The 19963-nt window shown below is 47.3% G+C and carries 11 protein-coding genes; 10 read left to right on the top strand and 1 reads right to left on the bottom strand.

Translation table 11 applies throughout. The features are described 5' to 3' along the window. The first annotated feature begins 170 nt into the window (after window positions 1-170). From L5L98_RS09880 to L5L98_RS09870, 3 genes are all read left to right on the top strand, one after another. Window positions 171-1388 carry a BCCT family transporter gene (locus L5L98_RS09880; RefSeq protein ID WP_263140401.1) on the top strand — a complete coding sequence of 406 codons (1218 nt, stop codon included), beginning with the start codon at window positions 171-173 and terminating at the stop codon, window positions 1386-1388. 14 nt (window positions 1389-1402) lie between these two features. Next, on the top strand, window positions 1403-2107 hold the full coding sequence (locus L5L98_RS09875; RefSeq protein WP_219234082.1) for a TorF family putative porin: 705 nt from the start codon (window positions 1403-1405) through the stop codon (window positions 2105-2107). 102 nt (window positions 2108-2209) lie between these two features. After that, window positions 2210-2686 carry a MarR family winged helix-turn-helix transcriptional regulator gene (locus tag L5L98_RS09870; protein ID WP_006080852.1) on the top strand — a complete coding sequence of 159 codons (477 nt, stop codon included), beginning with the start codon at window positions 2210-2212 and terminating at the stop codon, window positions 2684-2686. Window positions 2687-2773: 87 nt separating this feature from the next. Here the strand turns inward: L5L98_RS09870 and L5L98_RS09865 are convergent, their stop codons facing one another. After that, complete coding sequence (locus L5L98_RS09865) at window positions 2774-3403, bottom strand: peptidylprolyl isomerase (protein ID WP_263140398.1); 630 nt, start codon at window positions 3401-3403, stop codon at window positions 2774-2776. A 566-nt stretch (window positions 3404-3969) separates the two neighbouring features. Here L5L98_RS09865 and malQ point away from each other — a divergent pair. From malQ to L5L98_RS09830, 7 genes are all read left to right on the top strand, one after another. After that, complete coding sequence (gene malQ, locus L5L98_RS09860; RefSeq protein WP_028760711.1) at window positions 3970-6396, top strand: 4-alpha-glucanotransferase; 2427 nt, start codon at window positions 3970-3972, stop codon at window positions 6394-6396. 128 nt (window positions 6397-6524) lie between these two features. Then, the gene (glgB, locus tag L5L98_RS09855) at window positions 6525-8759 is read left to right on the top strand and encodes a 1,4-alpha-glucan branching protein GlgB (RefSeq protein WP_219253080.1); all 2235 of its coding nucleotides are present in this window, start codon (window positions 6525-6527) and stop codon (window positions 8757-8759) included. A gap of 1 nt (window position 8760) precedes the next feature. Then, a complete protein-coding gene (gene glgX, locus L5L98_RS09850; protein WP_263140394.1) occupies window positions 8761-10977 on the top strand; it encodes a glycogen debranching protein GlgX in 2217 nt (738 codons plus the stop codon). Next, window positions 10970-13504: a glycogen/starch/alpha-glucan phosphorylase gene (locus L5L98_RS09845; protein ID WP_263140393.1), complete on the top strand. Its 2535-nt coding sequence runs from the start codon at window positions 10970-10972 to the stop codon at window positions 13502-13504. Before glgX ends, L5L98_RS09845 begins: the two co-directional genes overlap by 8 nt. A gap of 192 nt (window positions 13505-13696) precedes the next feature. Next, on the top strand, window positions 13697-14959 hold the full coding sequence (gene glgC / locus L5L98_RS09840; RefSeq protein WP_006085131.1) for a glucose-1-phosphate adenylyltransferase: 1263 nt from the start codon (window positions 13697-13699) through the stop codon (window positions 14957-14959). Window positions 14960-15062: 103 nt separating this feature from the next. Continuing rightward, on the top strand, window positions 15063-16682 hold the full coding sequence (locus L5L98_RS09835) for a glycogen synthase (RefSeq protein ID WP_263140390.1): 1620 nt from the start codon (window positions 15063-15065) through the stop codon (window positions 16680-16682). 128 nt (window positions 16683-16810) lie between these two features. Next, window positions 16811-19858 (top strand): EAL domain-containing protein, encoded by a 3048-nt coding sequence (locus L5L98_RS09830; protein ID WP_263140387.1) that lies wholly within the window; start codon window positions 16811-16813, stop codon window positions 19856-19858. The last annotated feature ends 105 nt before the right edge of the window (window positions 19859-19963 follow it).

The following is a 19963-nucleotide window of genomic DNA, read 5'->3' as shown; positions in this document are numbered from 1 at the left end:
TAACTATCGCGGAGTGTTTTTAAGTAGCGATATTTAAGGCTTGAGGGCAGAACGTTGCCTTTAAAAATGGATCAGTTTTTATTATTAAATAAAAACATGGAGTTACATTTTATGGGTTTATATCCAGATGCCGACTTACACCCAGTATCGACTGGGACTGAGTGCTCATTATGACTTGGTTATTATCCGCAGGGATACTGTTCACTTTTACCGCGATTGCGTTTGTGATTTATCGCTGGGGCAATATTCGCTGTATCGGCGTGACGCCTGTGCGTACTTTTACCTTTATCGCGATTCTGTTTACCTCAGGACTTGATGTCGGCTTGATCATGTTTCCGCTCACCGAGTTTGCGGGTTACGCCAATGTGGCGGCGAGTCCTGAATACGGCTTTAGTAATCCGCTGGCGATTGAGTTTGGCTTCTGGGCCTTTTTGATTTGGAGCTTCTACTTTTTAACCTGTTTTTATTTTTGTGTCATCGAGCCTAGGGTGAGATTCTTCGATATTCCTTGGGTTAAGTTCATCAATAATATCGTAATTATTGGCACCTGCGCCTTTACCGCCTATTTGCTATTGAGTAATTTACCTTGGTATTTACCCGAATTAGGTGATGGCGAAACCATAGTCGGTAGCTTCTATTTAATCGTATTTATGGTGATCGCCGCGGCTGTGTATTCCAGCACTAGCATACGTTATGTGCGTATCTTGAGTCTGGCGAGCACTTGGTTGTTTTTAGGCTTGATTGCCATCATGTGGGCCAGTGCATTTTTATCGGCTGACTCGAGTGTGGGCGAGTTCTTTACGACCTTTGCCATGCTGGGTGACTACTTCGGCAATATTCAATATTTTGTGTTACCCATCAATGACTACCATGAGTTTTATCTGTTCTGGTGGTTTGCATGGAGCATTATGATAGGCCAATTTACCTCGCGCTTTGTTGGCGGGATGAAAACCTATCAAGTGCTGTTGGCCATGATGGTGTTTCCGTCTATCCCCATCGCGATTTGGTTCACTGTACTTTATTACTACAGCGCCAATGGCTTAGATACCTCGGGCTTCTATAATCTGGCGATGGTGATTGTGGGAATTACCTTTGTAATCAATTCACTCGACTCACTGGTGCGCCTCTATACCGATAATCTTAATTTGACCATTGAGCGGTTAGGCAAGCTTAAATATGTCAGCTTTAACTTAGTCTTGCTCTGCAGTCTGACATTACTGTTTCAATTAGACTTTCTTCAAATTCAATGGGTTGGTGCAATCGCACTGGGCCTGATCTTTAGCTGTTTTGGTTACATCATGCTGACGCAATTGCAAACTGTTCGTGCCATTGAGCGCTCGCCAAAAGAGAACAAAATTGACTTTACTAAAATTGAGCTAGCCAACTAATGGAAAAATTAATAATGAAATCAAAATGTTTTTATCTTGTCGCCGGCGGATTGTTATTGATGTCGACTGTGGCGAATGCCGGATTATCGGCCACTGTGACGGCCACTTCGGATTACACCTTTAATGGTGTCAGCCAAACTGACAGCGGCCCAGCACTGCAAGGCAGTCTGGATTACGGTTTTGATTCGGGATGGTATGTGGGTGGGTTTACGTCGAACGTCGACTTTGGGGGGAACGACAGCACTTGGTTGGAACTCGATGCCTATGCGGGTAAGTTTTATCAGCTCAATGAGCAACTGAGTTTTGATGTCGGACTGGCTTATTACACTTACCACGGCGAGTCGTTTTCCGATGAGTACAACTATCCTGAGCTGTATAGCAAGTTAGGATATGATAGTTCACTGGGTCACTCTGAGGCTAAGTTGACCTATACATGGGATTACTTTGGTTTGGGTGGTGAGCATTACACTATGTTGCTTGGCCATACTGTCAGTGTCGCTGAAGGACATGATATTCGCTTTAGTGTCGATCGCTCGACATCACTCGATGAAGATAAATGGTCATGGGATGGTGGCAAATCTTTTAATCATTTCCGTATCGCCTATCTGACCAGCTGGAGTGGCTTTGATTTCAGTCTTGCCGCTGAAGATACTAGCATGAACTTAGATACCAGCGACGAGCGTCTTGTGTTGTCGGTATCGCGTCAATTCATGTTGTAATCTAAGGGACTTTTACCATAAAAGTGCCTCCTCTTGGTGAGTTCAGTCGCGCTTTCTGGTAAGGTGCACTCGTTGCTTAGAATGGGGAGAATGAAAAGAACGATGGAAAAGTACGAACAACTGCTCATTTCGCTGCGCCGAGTGATACGCGCTATCGACATTCATTCTCGCCAGCTGAACAAACACTCAGGTTTAACTGGGCCGCAATTGATGGTGATGCAGAAAATCGCCCAATTGGATGCGCCATTGGCTAAAACCGTGGCGGAAGAAATTACGCTCAGCCCTGCAACTGTGACGACTATTATCGATCGACTCGAGGGACGTGGTTTAGTGATCCGTCTGCGCAGTGAGACTGATAAACGTAAGGTGCATTTATACCTTAGTGATGCGGGCCGAGCGCTGTTACAGGACTCACCTAAACCGCTACAGGATCATTTTATTAAGCGTTATCAGAATCTTGAAGAATGGGAGCAGAGTCAATTGCTCTCAGCCGTTGAGCGTATCGCGACTATGATGGACGCCGATAAAATTGATGCGGCGCCTATGCTCTTGGTGGGGAAGATCCAAGGGGATGAGTAAGTTTCGTTTTTTCAACGACTAAAGTTATAAGATAAAAAAGCACTGAATTCTCAGTGCTTTTTTGCTTTTAGCCGATTAAGCGTTAGATCAGGCAGAAGGGCAGCTTGTTTCTGTTATTGAATTGATGAGGATCTCTTGTACTGGTGTGTCTTGGAAGCCTTCGATATTTTTTGTTGGGACTATGCTGATTTGATCTACCACCTCTATGCCGTCAACCACTTTGCCAAATACTGCATAACCATAACTACTCGCTGACGCGTCTAGATGTGGATTATCTAATACATTGATAAAGAACTGAGAGGCAGCGGTATCAGGTGCATTTGCTCTTGCCATCGCAATAGTGCCACGTTTGTTGCTAATACCGACTGCGGCTTCATTCTTGATTGAGGCACTGGTCGGTTTGCTTTTGAGACCAGTGGTAAAACCGCCGCCTTGGATCATAAAGTTATTGATGGTTCTATGGAATAAGGTGCCGTTATAGAAAGACTTATCAACATACTGCTTAAAGTTTTTACCTGTGATTGGCATGTTAGTTAAGTCAATGGCAAGTGTGATATCGCCTTTCGTCGTTTTCATTAAATAACACACATCCGCAGCTAAGGCTGGCGGCGTGGGATCGGGCGTCGGTGGCGTCGGCGTTAAATCACCATCTGTACTTCCTTCACAACCCGTCAAGGCAATGCAGCCGACAAATAGTAATCCTGATAACTTCTTCATTTCATATCCTTATTCTCAATCATCATTGGGGTGTTTTTGCTTTAGCATTCCATGGGCTTGAGCCACTGGCGTATATGCGAGGGCATATCAGGTTCCATGAATTTAATGTTGTTATTATGTTTCTATGCTGTAGCGAGACGAGATGTTGACAGAGGAGAGATAGGCTGTTCAAGTTATAAAATGCAATTGATACAAAGTGTTGCACTGATATCTGTGGTTAATATGCCACCTGACGTATTTGTTAGTATTAGTCTGAACGCAATGACATAAAAATGACTTACGCTTGTCATGTTATTTCTATCCCTTTGCTCTTCACTTATTGCATGCTTTAGGAGCCATGCTTGCCCTCTTGCTGAACGCATGCCCCAATTTAGTGCATTCCACTCTTTATATCCTGATAGCTACTGAGCGCCAACTTAACTGAGTGCTTCTAGTAAGTTACTGATTTTTTGAAAATGTTTTTTGTTATTTCTCTGAAATATTTATGTCATCTTCTTGTTACTTTTCGTTGGCATGGTTACTGTATATCTAAAGCTATGGATGAGCGGTCGCGGGGGCGACAAAATATGGGGCTGGAAAAGTTGCTGTATTTGCGGGGAGTTGGAGCAGAATTTACTGATTGTTTTGGCCAAAATATCCATATTTCCGAGGTAGACAGGCAAGGTATCTTGACCTGTATGTTACAGGAAAAAAACAGCGTGGCAGGGACTGCCATTGATACTCCTGCTACAGAAGCGTTATCGAGTGATGCTGGGCTGACCTGTGTCGATGCGGTATTGACCGAAGCACTGATCGCGTCGCAAATTGATCTACTGGATGCCCGTCCTTGGACTCAGGTGCTACCTGAATTCCATTGGTGTTTTGTGGATGAACCTTGGATAAGCCTTTGTTTACCGGAAACCTACACCTCAGATCTGAGTGTGGCGATTGAATGTGAACAGGGTGAGTCCATCGTATTCGATGTGCCTTTCTCGGCGCTTAAGTCCATTGGCGATTACCGCATTGAACAAACGCTTTATCTACACTATCGCCTTGATCTTACGCAACTGGGATTCGCACGCCTCGATTTAGCTGAGGCCAAGACCCAAGCTTCCCCTGACAACTTAATGCCCGCCGAGACTGAAGCGGTGAATTTAGCGTCCTATTTCCTGAGCAGCCAAGAGTTCACTAACAACCCTGCATTTACAAAAAACCAAGACTCATTTGCGCATGCAGCCGACAAAAATGCGAGTGATTTATCTATGTTAGGTTTGGGCTTTCATCGCATAGCCTTAAGCTTAAAACATGCCCTATCGACAAGTGCACAAGCGGCAAGCTTGGCGCTAGAGAGCAGTGTGACGGCAGAAGCTGATATCAGCACTTTGTTCTCTGGCACCTTAATGGTGGCGCCGCGGGCCGCCTACCAAGGCGTACTCACGGCTGTCGCCCAAGGTAAACGCCATAAACCTTGGGGGATCAGCGTTCAACTCTACAGTTTGCGCAGTGAGAGCCAATGGGGCATTGGCGACTTTGGTGATTTAGAACAACTGATCGGACTGGTGGCGGCGCAGGGCGCGGATTTTATTCAACTCAATCCCTTGCATGCCCTCGATATCGCGGCGCCAGAGCATCCGAGTCCCTATAGTCCGTGCGATCGCCGCAGACTTAATCCTCTTTATATTCAATTACAAAGCGTTCCTGAATACCAAGCTCTTGCCACTGAATTTTTAAGCGCTACTTGGGTAGAGGCTATCGCCTTACTGAATCGTGATAATTGGCTCGATTATCCAAAAGTCAGTGAGCTGAAATACCGTGCCTTTGAGCAGTTATATCGCGTTTTTTGTGATACGCATCTGGCGAACGACACGCCCAGAGCGCAAAGATTCCATGAGTTTGTACGTGAGCAGGGCAGTGGGCTACAAGAGTTTGCTCAAGCGGAATATTTACGTAGTCCTAAAGCGTTTGTGCAAGAGGAAGGTTTCTATCTTTACCTGCAATTTGTTGCTGAAAAGCAGTTACACCTCTGTCAGCTAAAAGCTAAAGAGGTGGGGATGGGGTTGGGATTGATCCGTGATTTGGCCGTTGGTGCAGCGCTGCACGGCAGTGAAGTGCAGGCCAATGCCGAGCAGTTTTGTTTGAATGCCAGCATAGGTGCACCGCCCGATCCCTTTGCACCCCAAGGACAAAATTGGGGTTTAACGCCACTCGATCCGGTGAAGTTAAAACAACATAATTTCAGCCATTTTATCGCCTTGATCCGAGCCAATATGGAAAGCTGTGGTGCCTTGCGTATCGATCATGTGATGGGCTTACTGCGACTCTGGTGGTGGCCGCTGGATAAGCAACTCGGTCACGGTGCCTATGTGTATTATCCCGTCGAAACCTTGCTTGCCATCGTTTGCCTTGAGAGCCAACGTGCTCGCTGTGTGGTGATTGGCGAAGATTTAGGACTGGTGCCACCTGACATTATTCATCGTCTCTACACTTCTGGCATTTATTCCAACGAGTTGTTCTATTTCTGCAAAGACCATCAAGGCTTTAAATCACCGGATCAATATAAGTCCCAAAGCTTAATGATGCTGGCGAACCACGATGTGCCGACTTTAGTGGCTTGGTGGTGTGGCAGCGATTTACACCTGCGTCGACAGTTATCCCTGTTTGAAACTGACGAGCAGCTAGGCGAGGCGCTCGCGGGGCGTGAACATGAAAAGCAGCAACTCATTTCACTGTTAGTCGCTCAAGGTCTGTTAGCCGATGTGACGATAGCCGAACTCGATATTCAAACCTTACTCACGGCTTGGATGACCTTAGGAGCTCGCGGCAATAGTGCGCTATACAGCGTGCAACTGTGCGATTTATTAGCCGATCGCCATGCGGTGAACATTCCCGGTACTTGGCTCGAATATCCAAATTGGCAGCGTCGCCTGCCGCTGAATTTAACGCAAGTGTCGACTTCGCCAGAGATACTGCAGCGATTACAAAATATCGCTGTGGCGAGACAGCTACCGAGCTAAATCTAGCACCAGCGAAAGGCTGCCTAAGTCGCACCACATTATGCCATCCCTAAAGATGAGATTATTAGGGGGGATGTGGGTAAAGAGTGCCAATTTGCAAGTTTAATTGACTGATAAACGGAAGAAAAATGATGACTCAAGCCAATGCCTATTTCTACGATGGTGCCGACGTCGCCCTACTTAATGGTCAATACACTGATGTTTTTTCGCTCTTGGGTATGCACAGTGACAACGAGGGTAAGGCATTAATTGTTCGTTGTTTTTTACGCAATGCCCTCAGTGTAGATGTGATCAGCATTAAAGATGGCCGCAAAGTAGCGAGTCTGGACAAAGTCAACGAGCAGGGACTGTTCGCCGGCACTCTGGGACGACGCGTCAAGCCGTTTCTCTACTTGCTACGGGTGGAATATCCCCTGTGTCAGTTAGATATAGTCGACCCTTATCAGTTTGATTCCCTGCTCAATAGTGACGATATTTACCTGTTTGGTGAAGGCAGCGCCGAGCGCGCCTATGAATTTTTGGGGGCCAACTGGCGTCAAACCCAAGGCGTCGAAGGTGTGCATTTGTGTGTGTGGGCACCCAATGCTAAGCGGGTTTCAGTGGTGGGAGATTTTAACCATTGGGACGATACTCGCCATGTGATGCGCCAACATATTGCCAATGGTTTATGGGAGCTATTTTTACCCAATGTGGCTGAAGGTGCACACTATAAGTTTGATTTGGTTTATCAAAATGGTGAGCGCCATACTAAATCCGATCCTATGGCAACCCAAATGGAATGCGCGCCCCACAATGCTTCTATCGTGCCCCAAAAAGCTCACCATAGCTGGAATGATACCGCTTGGATGAGTAAGCGAGCGGCGACTGCTTGGCATAAAGCGCCCATGTCGGCCTACGAAGTGCACTTAGGTTCGTGGCGTCGTAAGGGAGAGCAAGGCGAGCAATATCTTGATTATCAAGACTTGATTGAACAGCTTATTCCCTATGTGAAGGAGCAAGGCTTTACCCACATCGAACTGATGCCGATCAGCGAGTTTCCCTTTGATGGTTCGTGGGGATATCAGCCTGTGGGTCTCTATGCGCCGACCCACAGATTTGGCGATGCCAATGGGTTAAAGGCCTTTGTGGATGCCTGCCATCAGGCGGGGCTTGGTATTATCCTCGATTGGGTGTCGGCGCATTTCCCTAAGGATCCCCACGGCTTAGTGCGTTTCGATGGCACTTGTCTGTATGAGCATGAAGATCCTCGCAAGGGTACACATCCCGATTGGGATACCCTAATTTATAACTATGATCGCGGTGAAGTGCGCAGCTTCTTGTTGAGTAATGCTTGTTATTGGCTGCGAGAGTTTCATTTTGATGGCCTGCGTCTCGATGCCGTGTCTTCTATGTTGTATCTCGATTACAGCCGCGAGCCGGGCCAATGGCTGCCTAATGCCTATGGTGGACGGGAGAATCTCGAGGCCATCAGTTTCTTACAAATTTTGAATCAACGCTTGTACCAAGCTTTCCCCGGCATTTGCATGATTGCCGAAGAGTCCACCGCCTTTGCGGGGGTGACTAAGCCGACGGATCAGCAAGGTCTCGGCTTTGGCTTTAAATGGAATATGGGCTGGATGAACGACAGCTTAAGCTACTTAGGCCGTGATCCGCTTTACCGCCAATTCCACCATCATCAATTGACCTTCAGTTTGATGTACGCTTATACCGAGCAATTTATGTTGTCCGTGAGTCACGATGAAGTGGTCCACGGCAAGGGCTCGTTGCTGCATAAAATTCCCGGTGATGATTGGCAGAAATTTGCAACTCTGCGTGCTTATTATGGTTTTATGTGGGGGCATCCAGGTAAGAAATTACTCTTTATGGGCTGCGAGTTTGGTCAGCGAAATGAGTGGAACCATAACCAGAGTTTAGATTGGCACTTATTGGCTTACGAGCCGCACCAAGGCGTCCAGCGTTGGCTTAAAGATCTCAATCACTTATATCAAAAAATGCCAGCCTTATCGGTTCAGGATTACGAGGGCGCAGGATTTAGTTGGCTAGATTGTGAGAATAGCCGCGACAGCATCTTTACCTTTGTGCGTTACGGTTTAGCAGGTGATGCGCCGTTAGTGTTTGTCATCAACATGACGCCTCAATTGCACACTGGGTTCCGTATTGGTTTGCCTTTGGCGGGGGATTACCGCGAATATCTTAATAGCGATAGCCAGATTTATGGTGGCAGTAATCAAGGTAATGCGGGCACTGTGGTTGCTGAGCCGCTGTCGTGGCAAGGAATGGCGCAGAGCGCGCTGATCACTGTGCCACCCTTGGGTTGCCTAGTGATAGGGCCTGCGTTAACCGGATTGGCTGAGGCGAACTAGCATGCAAAAGCCCACGGCTGATGATATTAAGCTCAACCCTGACGCTAAAAAACACCCATTTCAAAGCGAAAAATGGGCATTAGGGGTAGGTGAGCCTTTTCCGCTCGGTGCTAATGTTGAGGGCGATGGCGTCAATTTTGCGTTATTTTCAGCTAACGCCACAGCGGTTGAGTTATGTTTATTTGATGACAATGGCGAGCAAGAAGTCGCGCGTATTGCGTTAACTGAACAAACCCAGCAAATCTGGCATGTGTTTGTGCAAGGGCTTAAGGCGGGGCAACTCTACGGTTATCGCGTTTATGGCTCCTATGAGCCTCAGCTTGGTCACAGATTTAACCCCAATAAATTATTGCTCGACCCCTATGCGCGCCAGCTCGTCGGTGAATATTGCGACCATGAGTCTAACTATGGTTACGAGCTGAACCACATGGATGAAGACTTATCTTTCAGCAAGTTAGATAACGCTGCCTATGTGCCAAAATGCAAGGTCGTGGACATTCGTCCATTAATCGAGATAGCTGCCAAGCAGTCGATTCAGCCCCTTGCGACGAGGTTTCAGCCCAAACCCCTAGAGCGCAGCATCATTTATGAGATGCACGTTAAAGGCTTTACTGCGGCGCATCCTGAGATTGAACCTCATAAACGTGCCACCTTTGCGGGTTTAGCGACTCAGCCGGCTATCGATTATTTGGCCGAACTTGGGGTGACGTGCGTCGAGTTACTTCCTGTACAGGCCTTTTTCACTGAGCCATTTTTGCTCGAGAAAAAGCTTACTAATTATTGGGGTTACAACAGTATTGGCTTTTTTGCCCCCGAGCCGAGTTATCTGTCATCCGACGATATTGGTGAGTTTCGCGCTATGGTGGATGCACTCCACGGTGCGGGTATCGAAGTGATCCTCGATGTGGTCTATAACCACAGCGCCGAGGGCAGTCGACTTGGGCCAACCTTTAGTTTTCGTGGCATAGATAATCTCAGTTATTACCGCCTGCATCCGAACGATAAGCGTTTTTACATTAACGATACGGGTTGCGGAAACACCTTAAATATCAACCATCCACGCATGTTGCAGCTCGTGTTAGATTCGCTGCGTTATTGGGTAGAAATCATGGGCGTTGATGGATTTCGCTTCGACTTAGCGGCCTGTTTAGGTCGCGAGGCCTATGGTTTTGATCCCGGCTCAGGTTTCTTCGATGCGCTGTTGCAAGACCCTGTTTTGTGCCGAGTGAAATTAATTGCTGAGCCTTGGGATATTGGCCCTGGCGGTTATCAATTGGGCAATTTCCCCGTGGCTTTTAGTGAATGGAACGACAGATATAGAGACACTATGCGCCGCTTTTGGCGCGGCGATCACAGCATGTTGCCCGAATTTGCTCGGCGTTTTCACGGCTCGGGGGATTTTTTTGAGCACAGTGGCCGTCCACCTGCGACCAGTCTTAATTTTTTAACCAGTCACGACGGTTTTACCCTTAAAGACTTAGTGAGTTATACCCAGCGCCATAACTTGGCAAATGGGGAGGATAACCGCGATGGTCACCAAGAAAACTTCAGCCATCATTATGGGATTGAAGGGGAAACCGAAGATAGCTCAATTCTAGAACTTCGCAGTCGTCAACAACGTAACTTATTGACTACGCTATTTTTATCTCAAGGTGTGCCTATGTTGTTGAGCGGTGATGAGACAGGCCGCACTCAGCAAGGCAACAATAATGCCTATTGCCAAGACAATGAACTGAACTGGTTTGATTGGTCGGCAAAGGGCATGGACACTGAGCTGTTGGCCTTTACTCAACAGCTTATTGCCCTGCGGAAACGTTTCCCGCTGTTATGTGCTAAGCGCTTCATTCACGAACAGTTATTGGCTGAATCCTTAGCCGATATTGGTACTCGATTAGATTGGTTTAGTCGCCAAGGTGAACAAATGACCAAGAGCTTGTGGACCGAATCTATGTGCCGCAGTTTGTCTGTGGTGCTTTCCGGTGATTTAGAAGATCAAGGCAAGCAGCAAGCTTTGCTGTTGATGGTTAATGCCGACGACAATCCTCTCGCTTTTACCCTGCCGACTTTCGAGCACTTGAGTCCGTGGCAATGCCTTATTCATACCCAAACTGAGCCGCTGGATGTTCAGATCTCTGCGACGCGATACTTACTGCAAGATCGTAGTCTCATGCTTTTTCATGCTGATTTTATAGGAAATGAAGGAATTAACTATGAGTGACAAAAGCGAGCTGAGCCCCAATACCAGCGAAAAACCAGTAACACTAGCTCAGTCAAAAGCAGCGAGCAAGAAGGCGCCCGCTAAGCGTCAGACTAAGTCTAAAGCCGCTGAGCCTTGTGAACCCTGCGATGCTTTGCCCGCTTCCTTTGAGCGCCATTTACGTTATGGACTCAGCCGTGGCGAAGGCGTGAGCTGCGAATTATTTCAAGCGTTAGCTTACAGCGTGAAAGAACAGATGCTAGATAATTGGCGTCAGACTCGAGTGGATGACAGCCATTTTAAGCGCAAGCAAGTGGCGTATTTATCCCTTGAATTTTTGATGGGCCGTGCACTAGGTAATGCACTACTGAGTTTAGATTTGCAACAAGATAGCCGTGATGCCTTGAGCAACTATGCGGTATCGTTAGAAGAGTTAGAAGAGGCCGAACATGATGCCGGTTTAGGCAACGGCGGCCTAGGTCGATTAGCCGCGTGTTTCCTCGATAGCTGCGCCAGCATGGACTTATCAGTGACTGGCTATGGCATACGTTACGAATATGGCATGTTCGCCCAGAAGATAGTCGACGGTTACCAAGTTGAACGCCCTGACCGTTGGTTGCGCGAAGGCAATCCGTGGGAAGTGCGTGTCCCTACCCACAACGTGATTGTGCCTTTTTTTGGCCACACTGAATCCTATGTCGATAAACAAGGCCGTCGGCACATTATTTGGGTTGAAACCCAAGATGTGCTCGCCGTCGCCTATGACATGCCAGTTCCCGGTTATCGCAATGGGCGGGTAAATACCCTGAGATTGTGGAAGGCTGAAGCGACCGATGATTTTGATTTAGCTGAGTTTAACCAAGGCGACTACACGGAAGCCGTGGCCCGTAAAAACTTGGCCGAGCAGATCACTATGGTGCTCTATCCAAATGATGCGAGCGAGAACGGCAAAGAGCTGCGATTACGTCAGCAATACTTTTTATCCTCCGCTAGCTTGCAGGATTTACTCAAACGTTGGGTGAGTCGTCATGGTCATGATTTTACGCAGTTTGCCGCTAAAAATGTCATGCAGTTGAATGACACTCACCCTAGCATTGCCGTGCCTGAGTTGATGCGGTTATTGATCGACGAATACAGTTTGGAATGGGACAGTGCATGGGCTATTACCAGTCAGACCATGGCTTACACTAACCATACCCTGTTGCCTGAAGCACTAGAGCGTTGGCCCGTGCGTATGATGGCGCAAATGTTGCCACGCATCTTAGAAATCATTTATGAAATCAACGCCCGTTACTTAGATATAGTCGCCCACCATTGGCCTGGAAATAGTGAGAAATTGGCGAGTATGTCAATTATTCAAGATGGCCCACATCCCCATGTACGTATGGCGTATTTGGCGATTGTGGCGAGTTTCTCGGTCAACGGTGTCGCGGGTTTACACACGCAATTGCTTAAGTCTGGGTTGTTTAAGGATTTCTATGAGTTGTGGCCGCATAAGTTTAATAACCGCACTAATGGTGTGACGCCAAGGCGTTGGCTTGCCCATTGTAACCCTGCCTTAGCTAAGTTACTGACTGCCCATTTAGGTCAAGAATGGGTGACAGACTTAAGCCAGTTAACGGCGCTCAATGCCCTCACACAGGACAATGCGTTTATCCAAAAATGGCGTGATGTGAAGCAAGCCAACAAGGCTTTGCTGGCTAAGATGATTGTTAAGGAATGTGGGGTTGAGTTCGATCCGGCTATGCTGTTTGACGTGCAAGTGAAGCGTATTCACGAATATAAACGTCAGTTACTCAACATATTGCATGTGATTCATCTCTATCATCAGATCCAGCAAGGCCATACCGAAAACATGGTGCCACGTTGTGTATTGATCGGCGGTAAAGCGGCGCCCGGTTACTTTATGGCTAAGTTGATCATCAAACTCGCCAGCAATGTTGCTCATATGGTCAATTCCGATCCTTTGGTGACACCTTATCTACGTTTTGCTTTCTTACCAAACTACAACGTCAGCGCCATGGAAAAAATCTGTCCGGGGACTGACTTGTCCGAGCAAATTTCAACCGCGGGCAAAGAGGCATCGGGCACGGGCAATATGAAGTTCATGATGAACGGCGCCCTAACCATCGGCACTATGGATGGCGCCAATATTGAGATGTTAGAGGAAGTGGGCTCTGAGAACTTCTTCCTGTTCGGGCTGAATGCGGAGCAGGTCTCGCAGGTACGTAGTCACTATCATCCGCGCAGTATTATTGATGATTCACCGGCGTTATCTGAGGTGATGAAGTTACTCAAAAGTGGTCACTTCAATCTGCTGGAGCCGGGGATTTTCGATCCCATTATTGCCGCCATCGAAAGTAGCGACGATCAATGGATGACGGCCGCCGACTTTGACAGTTACCGAGTCGTGCAAGAAGCCGTGGCGCGGGCCTATAAAGATCCGCAGGTTTGGACGCAGATGAGTATTCGCAATACCGCCGCCAGTGGACGTTTTTCGAGTGATGTGACGATCGCAGGTTATCGCGATGAAATTTGGAAACTGTAAGGGTTGGGCTCTTGGTTATAAGTCTCTTGTTATAGCGGATGAGTATAAGCGTTAAGTGTTTGAAAGGAATGCAGCAATCAATGGAAGGAATGGGGAATGCAAGTGAGAAATACTCAGGGGAGTATGGCAGTGTCTGCCGTATCGATAAGCCATTTATGGGCAATCAGTTTGCCGATTTCGGAGTAAGAGCCTATGTCTAATGTTCGTTATATCAGTAATTTAACTCGTGAAACATATGCGTTGATTTTAGCTGGTGGGCGCGGGTCTCGCTTGCATGAACTCACGGATTGGCGTGCTAAACCTGCACTGTATTTCGGTGGTAAGTTTCGTATTATCGATTTCCCGCTCTCAAATTGTATTAACTCGGGTATTCGTCGTGTCGGGGTTGTGACTCAGTACAAGTCGCATTCTTTGATCCGCCATGTGATGCGCGGTTGGGGCCATTTTAAGAAGGAGCTGGGCGAGTCGGTGGAGATTTTACCCGCTTCACAACGCTATTCGGAAAACTGGTACCAAGGCACGGCCGATGCGGTATTTCAAAATATCGATATCATTCGCCACGAGCTGCCTAAATACGTGATGGTGTTGTCTGGCGATCACGTGTATCGCATGGATTATGCTGGGTTATTAGCCGCGCATGCCGAGTCGGGCGCAGATATGACAGTCTCTTGCCTTGAAGTGCCGATTGCCGAAGCTGCGGGTTCGTTTGGGGTGATGGAAGTCGATGAAGAGATGCGCATTTTAGGCTTTGAAGAAAAGCCGCTGCAACCTAAGCATTCTCCGGGTAATCCTGAAATGTGTTTAGCGTCTATGGGCAACTATGTGTTTAACACAGAGTTTTTGTTTGACCAGCTCAAGAAAGATGCCTTAAATGAAAGCTCAGATCGCGATTTTGGTAAGGATATTATTCCTGCGATCATCGAAAAACATAATGTGTTCGCCTATCCCTTTAAGAGCGCTTTCCCGAACGAGCAAGCCTATTGGCGCGATGTGGGTACGCTAGACTCTTTCTGGCAAGCGAATATGGAACTGTTATCGCCTACGCCAGCACTGAATTTGTACGATGCGAAATGGCCAATTTGGACTTTCCAAGAACAATTACCACCCGCTAAATTTGTGTTTGATGACGATGATAGACGCGGTATGGCGTTGGACTCGATTGTTTCGGGCGGTTGTATTATTTCGGGGGCGACAGTGCGCCGTAGTGTATTGTTTAACGAAGTGCGCGTTTGTTCTTATTCGTTAGTTGAAGATTCAGTAGTGCTACCCGATGTAGTCGTGCTGCGCCATTGCAAAATCAAGAATGCGATACTTGACCGTGGCTGCATTATTCCCGAAGGCATGGTGATAGGTTATAACCATGATCACGACAGAGCTAAAGGCTTTAGGGTGTCCGAAAAAGGCGTGACTTTAGTGACCCGTGACATGCTAGGTTTGCCTGTAGGCTATGAATAGTGCTTTGATCATTAAAGTAAATTGATCATTAAAGTAAAAATGGCTTAGGTATAGGCAGCTTAATAAAAGCTGCACAGTTGAAGTAGCGGGAGTATCCAATTAATTGAAACAACGCATTTTGATGGTCGCGGCTGAAAACGGTGCCCTTGCGGGCGCCAAGGTTGGCGGTATGGCGGATGTCATCCGTGATTTACCTGCCGCTCTGGCAGGTGTTGATTTGTGCGCCGATGTGATCATGCCAAGCTATGGATTTTTAACTGCGGTAGCGAATCACCCCCAAGATCTGGGTGAGTTAACTGTGGCCTTTGGTGGTCGCTTGGAGCGAGTGCATTTGTTTTCCATGCCCCATCCCCATGTGCCAGAGGCGATGATTTATCTGCTCGAACATGCATTATGGCAATCCGTACCTGGGCAGATTTATAGCCAAGGCAGTGCCGAGCGTCCTTTCGCCGACGATGCGACTAAGTTTGCTTTCCTTTGCGCGAGCGTCGCGACAGCATTAGTTACTGGTAGAGTGCCTATGCCGACTGTGCTGCATTTACATGACTGGCATGCGGGCTGCTTAGCCATGTTAAGAGCATTCGTGCCTGAGTTCAGTGTTCTCAAAGAAATTGAGTGTGTGTTCTCTATCCACAATCTTGCACTGCAGGGGATACGTCCCTTAAGCCAAGACTCATCCTCCTTTGCGGCTTGGTTTCCCGAGCTGTTTGCCACTTTGACGCTGGGGCAAAAACAGTTAATTACTGATCCCCGTTATCCCTACTGTGTTAACCCTATGCGCATGGGCATAGTGCTGAGCGACAAAGTGCATTTAGTCTCACCCAGTTATGCCAAGGAAGTGTTGCAGCCCTCCAGACCCGAAGCGGGATTTTTTGGTGGTGAAGGGTTAGAGCAAGACTTACAGGCCAAGGCCAATGACGGCAAAGTGGTGGGGATTTTAAATGGCTGTGTATATTCGTCAGTATCGGATTTACCCGCTAAGCCACCTGCGCGTATTCAAGTACCCGAGTTCAAGCAATTGCTCAGTGCGATTGAAACTGCGTTAGTGCAATGGCAGGGGCATCACACGCAAGTGAGTGGCGTGGACATGATTGCTTTTGCCCGCACCCAAGCCCATTGGCGTCAAGCGATGGCGGAGCAAGTACCGAGTCTGTTATTGACTTCGGTGGGCCGCTTGACCGATCAAAAAGTATTATTGCTGCGCCATCAATTGCCCTCGGGTTTATCTGTGCTTGAAACCTTACTTAAAGCATTGAAGCAGACAAAACCGACGGCGCTGCTGATTTTACTCGGCAGTGGCGATGCATCCATTGCTAAGTCCTTCCAAGTGTTAGGGGCTAAATACGATAACCTATTATTTTTGCAAGGATACAACGAGGCGTTATCCGAAGCGCTGTATCAGTATGGCGATCTATTTTTGATGCCAAGCTCCTTTGAGCCCTGTGGCATCAGTCAAATGTTGGCCATGCGCGCGGGACAGCCATGTTTAGTGCATAGTGTAGGCGGTTTAAAGGATACCGTTGAGGATGGCGTTAATGGTTTTGCTTTTAACGGCAATAGCTTAAATGAGCAAGCCGAAGCGTTTTTGCAAAGGTTGACGCAAGCCATTGCTTGTTTCGAGGGGGAAACATGGTCACAAGTGCGTGGTGCGGCCATGGCACAGCGTTTTGACTGGCATTCTATTGCAGAGCAATATCGTCAACAACTCTATTGCAAAATGTAATGTGGTAAGTCCAAAGTGTGATGCGGCAAAGGGAATTAACGCATGATTTCTAAGTGATTCTGCTACACTTGTGGGGGAATGTTAAAATGGTATCAAGCCCCCTCATTTTTGGAGTCGCTCTCTGAGTTATGGATAAAGGTATTCTCTTTCCGTTAGTACAAAATGCGGCTTTATTGCTGGCGTTGGTCTTTTTGTACGACGTGATTCCTAAAAAACACCAGCGGCAGTATTTTTTACTGTGGCGCATCATTATTGGGATACTCATCGGTGGTATTGGTATCACTATTATGAGTACGCCTTGGGTATATTTGCCTGGCGTTTTCTTTGATACCCGTTCGGTTATTCTCTGTATTTCTGGTCTATTTTTCGGTGGTTTACCGACCTTAGTTGCTGTCGTGATGACGGCGCTGTATCGCATCAGTATCGGTGGCGCTGGTATATGGATTGGCGTCGGCGTGATAGTGTCATCCGGTTTAATCGGGGTGATCTGGCGTCAATATCGTAAGTCTCTGTTAGCCAATATTTCAGGTGGAGAAATTTTTCTCTTTGCCTATACCGTTCATATTGTGATGTTGTTGTGGTTCTTATTTCTACCCGATGGCATAGCAATGCCATTGCTCGCCAAAGTGACCCTCCCTGTATTGACCATTTTCCCGATTGCGACTTGGCTATTGAGCCGCTTGTTATCGCGACGTTTTGAATTAGAGCGTGATGAACAAATTCGTCTGCAGGATGATTTTCTTTTTAGGAGCCAATTCAACGCGGGCAATATTGGTATTGCAATAACGGGGATAGATCAAAAGTGGATAAAGGTGAATCCACGGTTATGTCAAATGCTCAAGTATTCAGAAGCTGAATTGCTACGGATGACGTGGGCACAAATTACTCATCCCGATGATTTAGAAGCGGATGCCCTGAAATTTGAGCTTATGCTGCGGGGGGATATCGATAATTACGAGATGGATAAACGTTTTATCGTTAAAGACGGCAGCGTGGTTTACACCCATATGACAGTCGCCTGTAAGCGCGGTGGTAATAATGCCGTGTTGCTTGTTATTGCTGGATATTTAGATATCACCTCACAGGCCATTGCCGACCAAGAGGTGCTCGCTAGCCGTGAGCAACTCGAACTGGTGTTAAGCAGTAGCGATCTTGGGGTGTGGGATTGGGATATTCGCAATGATCGTATCGAACGTAACGCCCGCTGCGCCGATATTCTAGGCTGCGATGTTGATATGCTCAACGCTAATAGTCGTCAATGGATGGATGCGATAGTCGCCGAAGACAGGCCTAAAGTGCTGCATTCGATTGAGGCCCATATTCGTGGCGAAACGGCGCAACATAAGATGGAGTACCGCTTAAATACCGTAAACCGTAAGGTGCGGTGGATCCTTGATACAGGTAAAGTCGTGAGCAGAGATGCAAACAACAATGCTCTGCGTATGTGTGGAACCTATACCGATATTACCGACGCAAAACTTATCGAAGAATCCTTAAAGTTGTCGGCACTGGTTTACGATAACAGCTCAGAAGCCATGAGTGTCCTCGATGAAAAGGGCGTGATTATTACCGTCAACGCCGCCTTTAGTGTGATGACGGGTTATCGCGAATTTGAAGTGCGGGACCAACATATTCGGCTACTTTATTGTGACCTTAATGGTCGTGATTTTTACAACAAAATGAATAATGATATCCGCGAGAAAGGCCAATGGCAGGGGGAAATGTGGCAGCGGCGCAAAAATGGCGAGGAATATGTTATCTGGTTAACCATTAATACGATTAATGATAAAGAAGGCCATCCCTATCGACGTGTTGCCCTGTTCTCAGACATTACCGATAAGAAGCAAAATGAGCATCTGATTTGGAAACAAGCTAACTACGATACGCTGACGGGGTTGCCTAATCGGCGCATGTTGTTGGAGTATTTAAGCAGTGAAGTGAAAAATGCCGACCGCAATCGCAACCACTTTGCCTTATTGTTCTTGGACTTAGATTTCTTTAAAGAAGTGAATGACACCTTAGGCCATGCCATGGGCGATTTACTGTTGATAGAAACCGCGAGTCGATTGAAATCCTGTGTGCGTGATGCCGACGTCGTGGCGCGTCTTGGCGGCGATGAATTTACTGTGGTGTTAAGTTCGATGGAAGACCATAAGGGGATTGAGCGCGTCGCCGAGAATATTTTGCGACGAATTGCCGAACCCTATGTGTTAGGGGAAGAAACCGCTTATATCAGCGTCAGTATTGGGATTACTTTATATCCCGATGATTCGACCAGTATTGAAGGGCTTCTCAAGCATGCGGATCAGGCTATGTATGCGGCGAAAGATCAAGGGCGTAATCGCTTCAACTATTTCACCCCGTCGATGCAGGAATACGCCAAATACCGCATGCGCTTGATTCAAGACTTACGTCAAGCGGTCGTGAATAAAGAATTTGAACTGCATTATCAGCCGATTGTTGCCTTAGCAACGGGTGAAGTGACCAAGGCTGAAGCCTTGATCCGCTGGCATCATGCGGAGCGTGGTGCTGTGTCGCCTGCTGAGTTTATTCCTGTGGCAGAAGACACCGGCTTGATTGTTGAAATCGGCAATTGGGTGTTCGAGCAAGCCGCTCGCCAGAGTGCGGCGTGGCGTCACGAATTAGGGGTTGAAATCCAAATCAGCGTCAATAAATCCCCAATTCAATTTCGTGATGAAGGCACGCTGCTCAATGATTGGTTGAAGTTATTGCAAGATCTTAATATTACAGGTGCGGGAGTCTGTGTTGAAATTACCGAAGGCCTGTTATTGGATGCCAGTATGGGTGTAACCGAAAAACTACTGGCCTACCGCGATGCGGGTGTGCAAGTGTCGCTGGACGATTTTGGTACTGGCTATTCGTCACTCGCCTATTTGAAAAAGTTTGACATTGATTATCTTAAAATTGATCAATCTTTTACCCGCCATATCGATACCGATTCAAACGATCAAATTCTCTGCGAGGCGATTATCGTGATGGCCCACAAGTTGGGAATGAAGGTGATTGCCGAAGGTGTCGAAACCGATGCGCAGCGGCTAGTCTTGTTGGCTGCAGGCTGTGACTACGGCCAAGGTTACTTGTTCTCAAGACCTGTTCCTGCGGGTGAATTTAGCCAAAAATACTTACAGGATCCGCTTTTAGTCTCCCATGTCTGAGGAGATATTAACTTAGTGGCGATAATTGCCTATAAAAACGCCGCGGATTTTGCTAGACTCCGCGGCCCCGCGTTGGGGCATTGAGTATCACCTCGCATCAAAGTT

This window comes from Shewanella sp. SM23, assembly GCF_025654295.1.
In the GTDB taxonomy this organism is placed as follows: domain Bacteria; phylum Pseudomonadota; class Gammaproteobacteria; order Enterobacterales; family Shewanellaceae; genus Shewanella; species Shewanella oncorhynchi.
This window is presented reverse-complemented; position numbering and strand designations above follow the sequence as displayed.

What these genes read in the sequence shown, in the direction of transcription:
- L5L98_RS09880 (WP_263140401.1), top strand. Translation starts at nt 171, where the DNA reads ATGACTTGGTTATTATCCGCAGGGATACTGTTCACTTTTACCGCGATT.
- L5L98_RS09875 (WP_219234082.1), top strand. Translation starts at nt 1,403, where the DNA reads ATGAAATCAAAATGTTTTTATCTTGTCGCCGGCGGATTGTTATTGATG.
- L5L98_RS09870 (WP_006080852.1), top strand. Translation starts at nt 2,210, where the DNA reads ATGGAAAAGTACGAACAACTGCTCATTTCGCTGCGCCGAGTGATACGC.
- L5L98_RS09865 (WP_263140398.1), bottom strand. Translation starts at nt 3,403, where the DNA reads ATGAAGAAGTTATCAGGATTACTATTTGTCGGCTGCATTGCCTTGACG.
- malQ (WP_028760711.1), top strand. Translation starts at nt 3,970, where the DNA reads ATGGGGCTGGAAAAGTTGCTGTATTTGCGGGGAGTTGGAGCAGAATTT.
- glgB (WP_219253080.1), top strand. Translation starts at nt 6,525, where the DNA reads ATGATGACTCAAGCCAATGCCTATTTCTACGATGGTGCCGACGTCGCC.
- glgX (WP_263140394.1), top strand. Translation starts at nt 8,761, where the DNA reads ATGCAAAAGCCCACGGCTGATGATATTAAGCTCAACCCTGACGCTAAA.
- L5L98_RS09845 (WP_263140393.1), top strand. Translation starts at nt 10,970, where the DNA reads ATGAGTGACAAAAGCGAGCTGAGCCCCAATACCAGCGAAAAACCAGTA.
- glgC (WP_006085131.1), top strand. Translation starts at nt 13,697, where the DNA reads ATGTCTAATGTTCGTTATATCAGTAATTTAACTCGTGAAACATATGCG.
- L5L98_RS09830 (WP_263140387.1), top strand. Translation starts at nt 16,811, where the DNA reads ATGGATAAAGGTATTCTCTTTCCGTTAGTACAAAATGCGGCTTTATTG.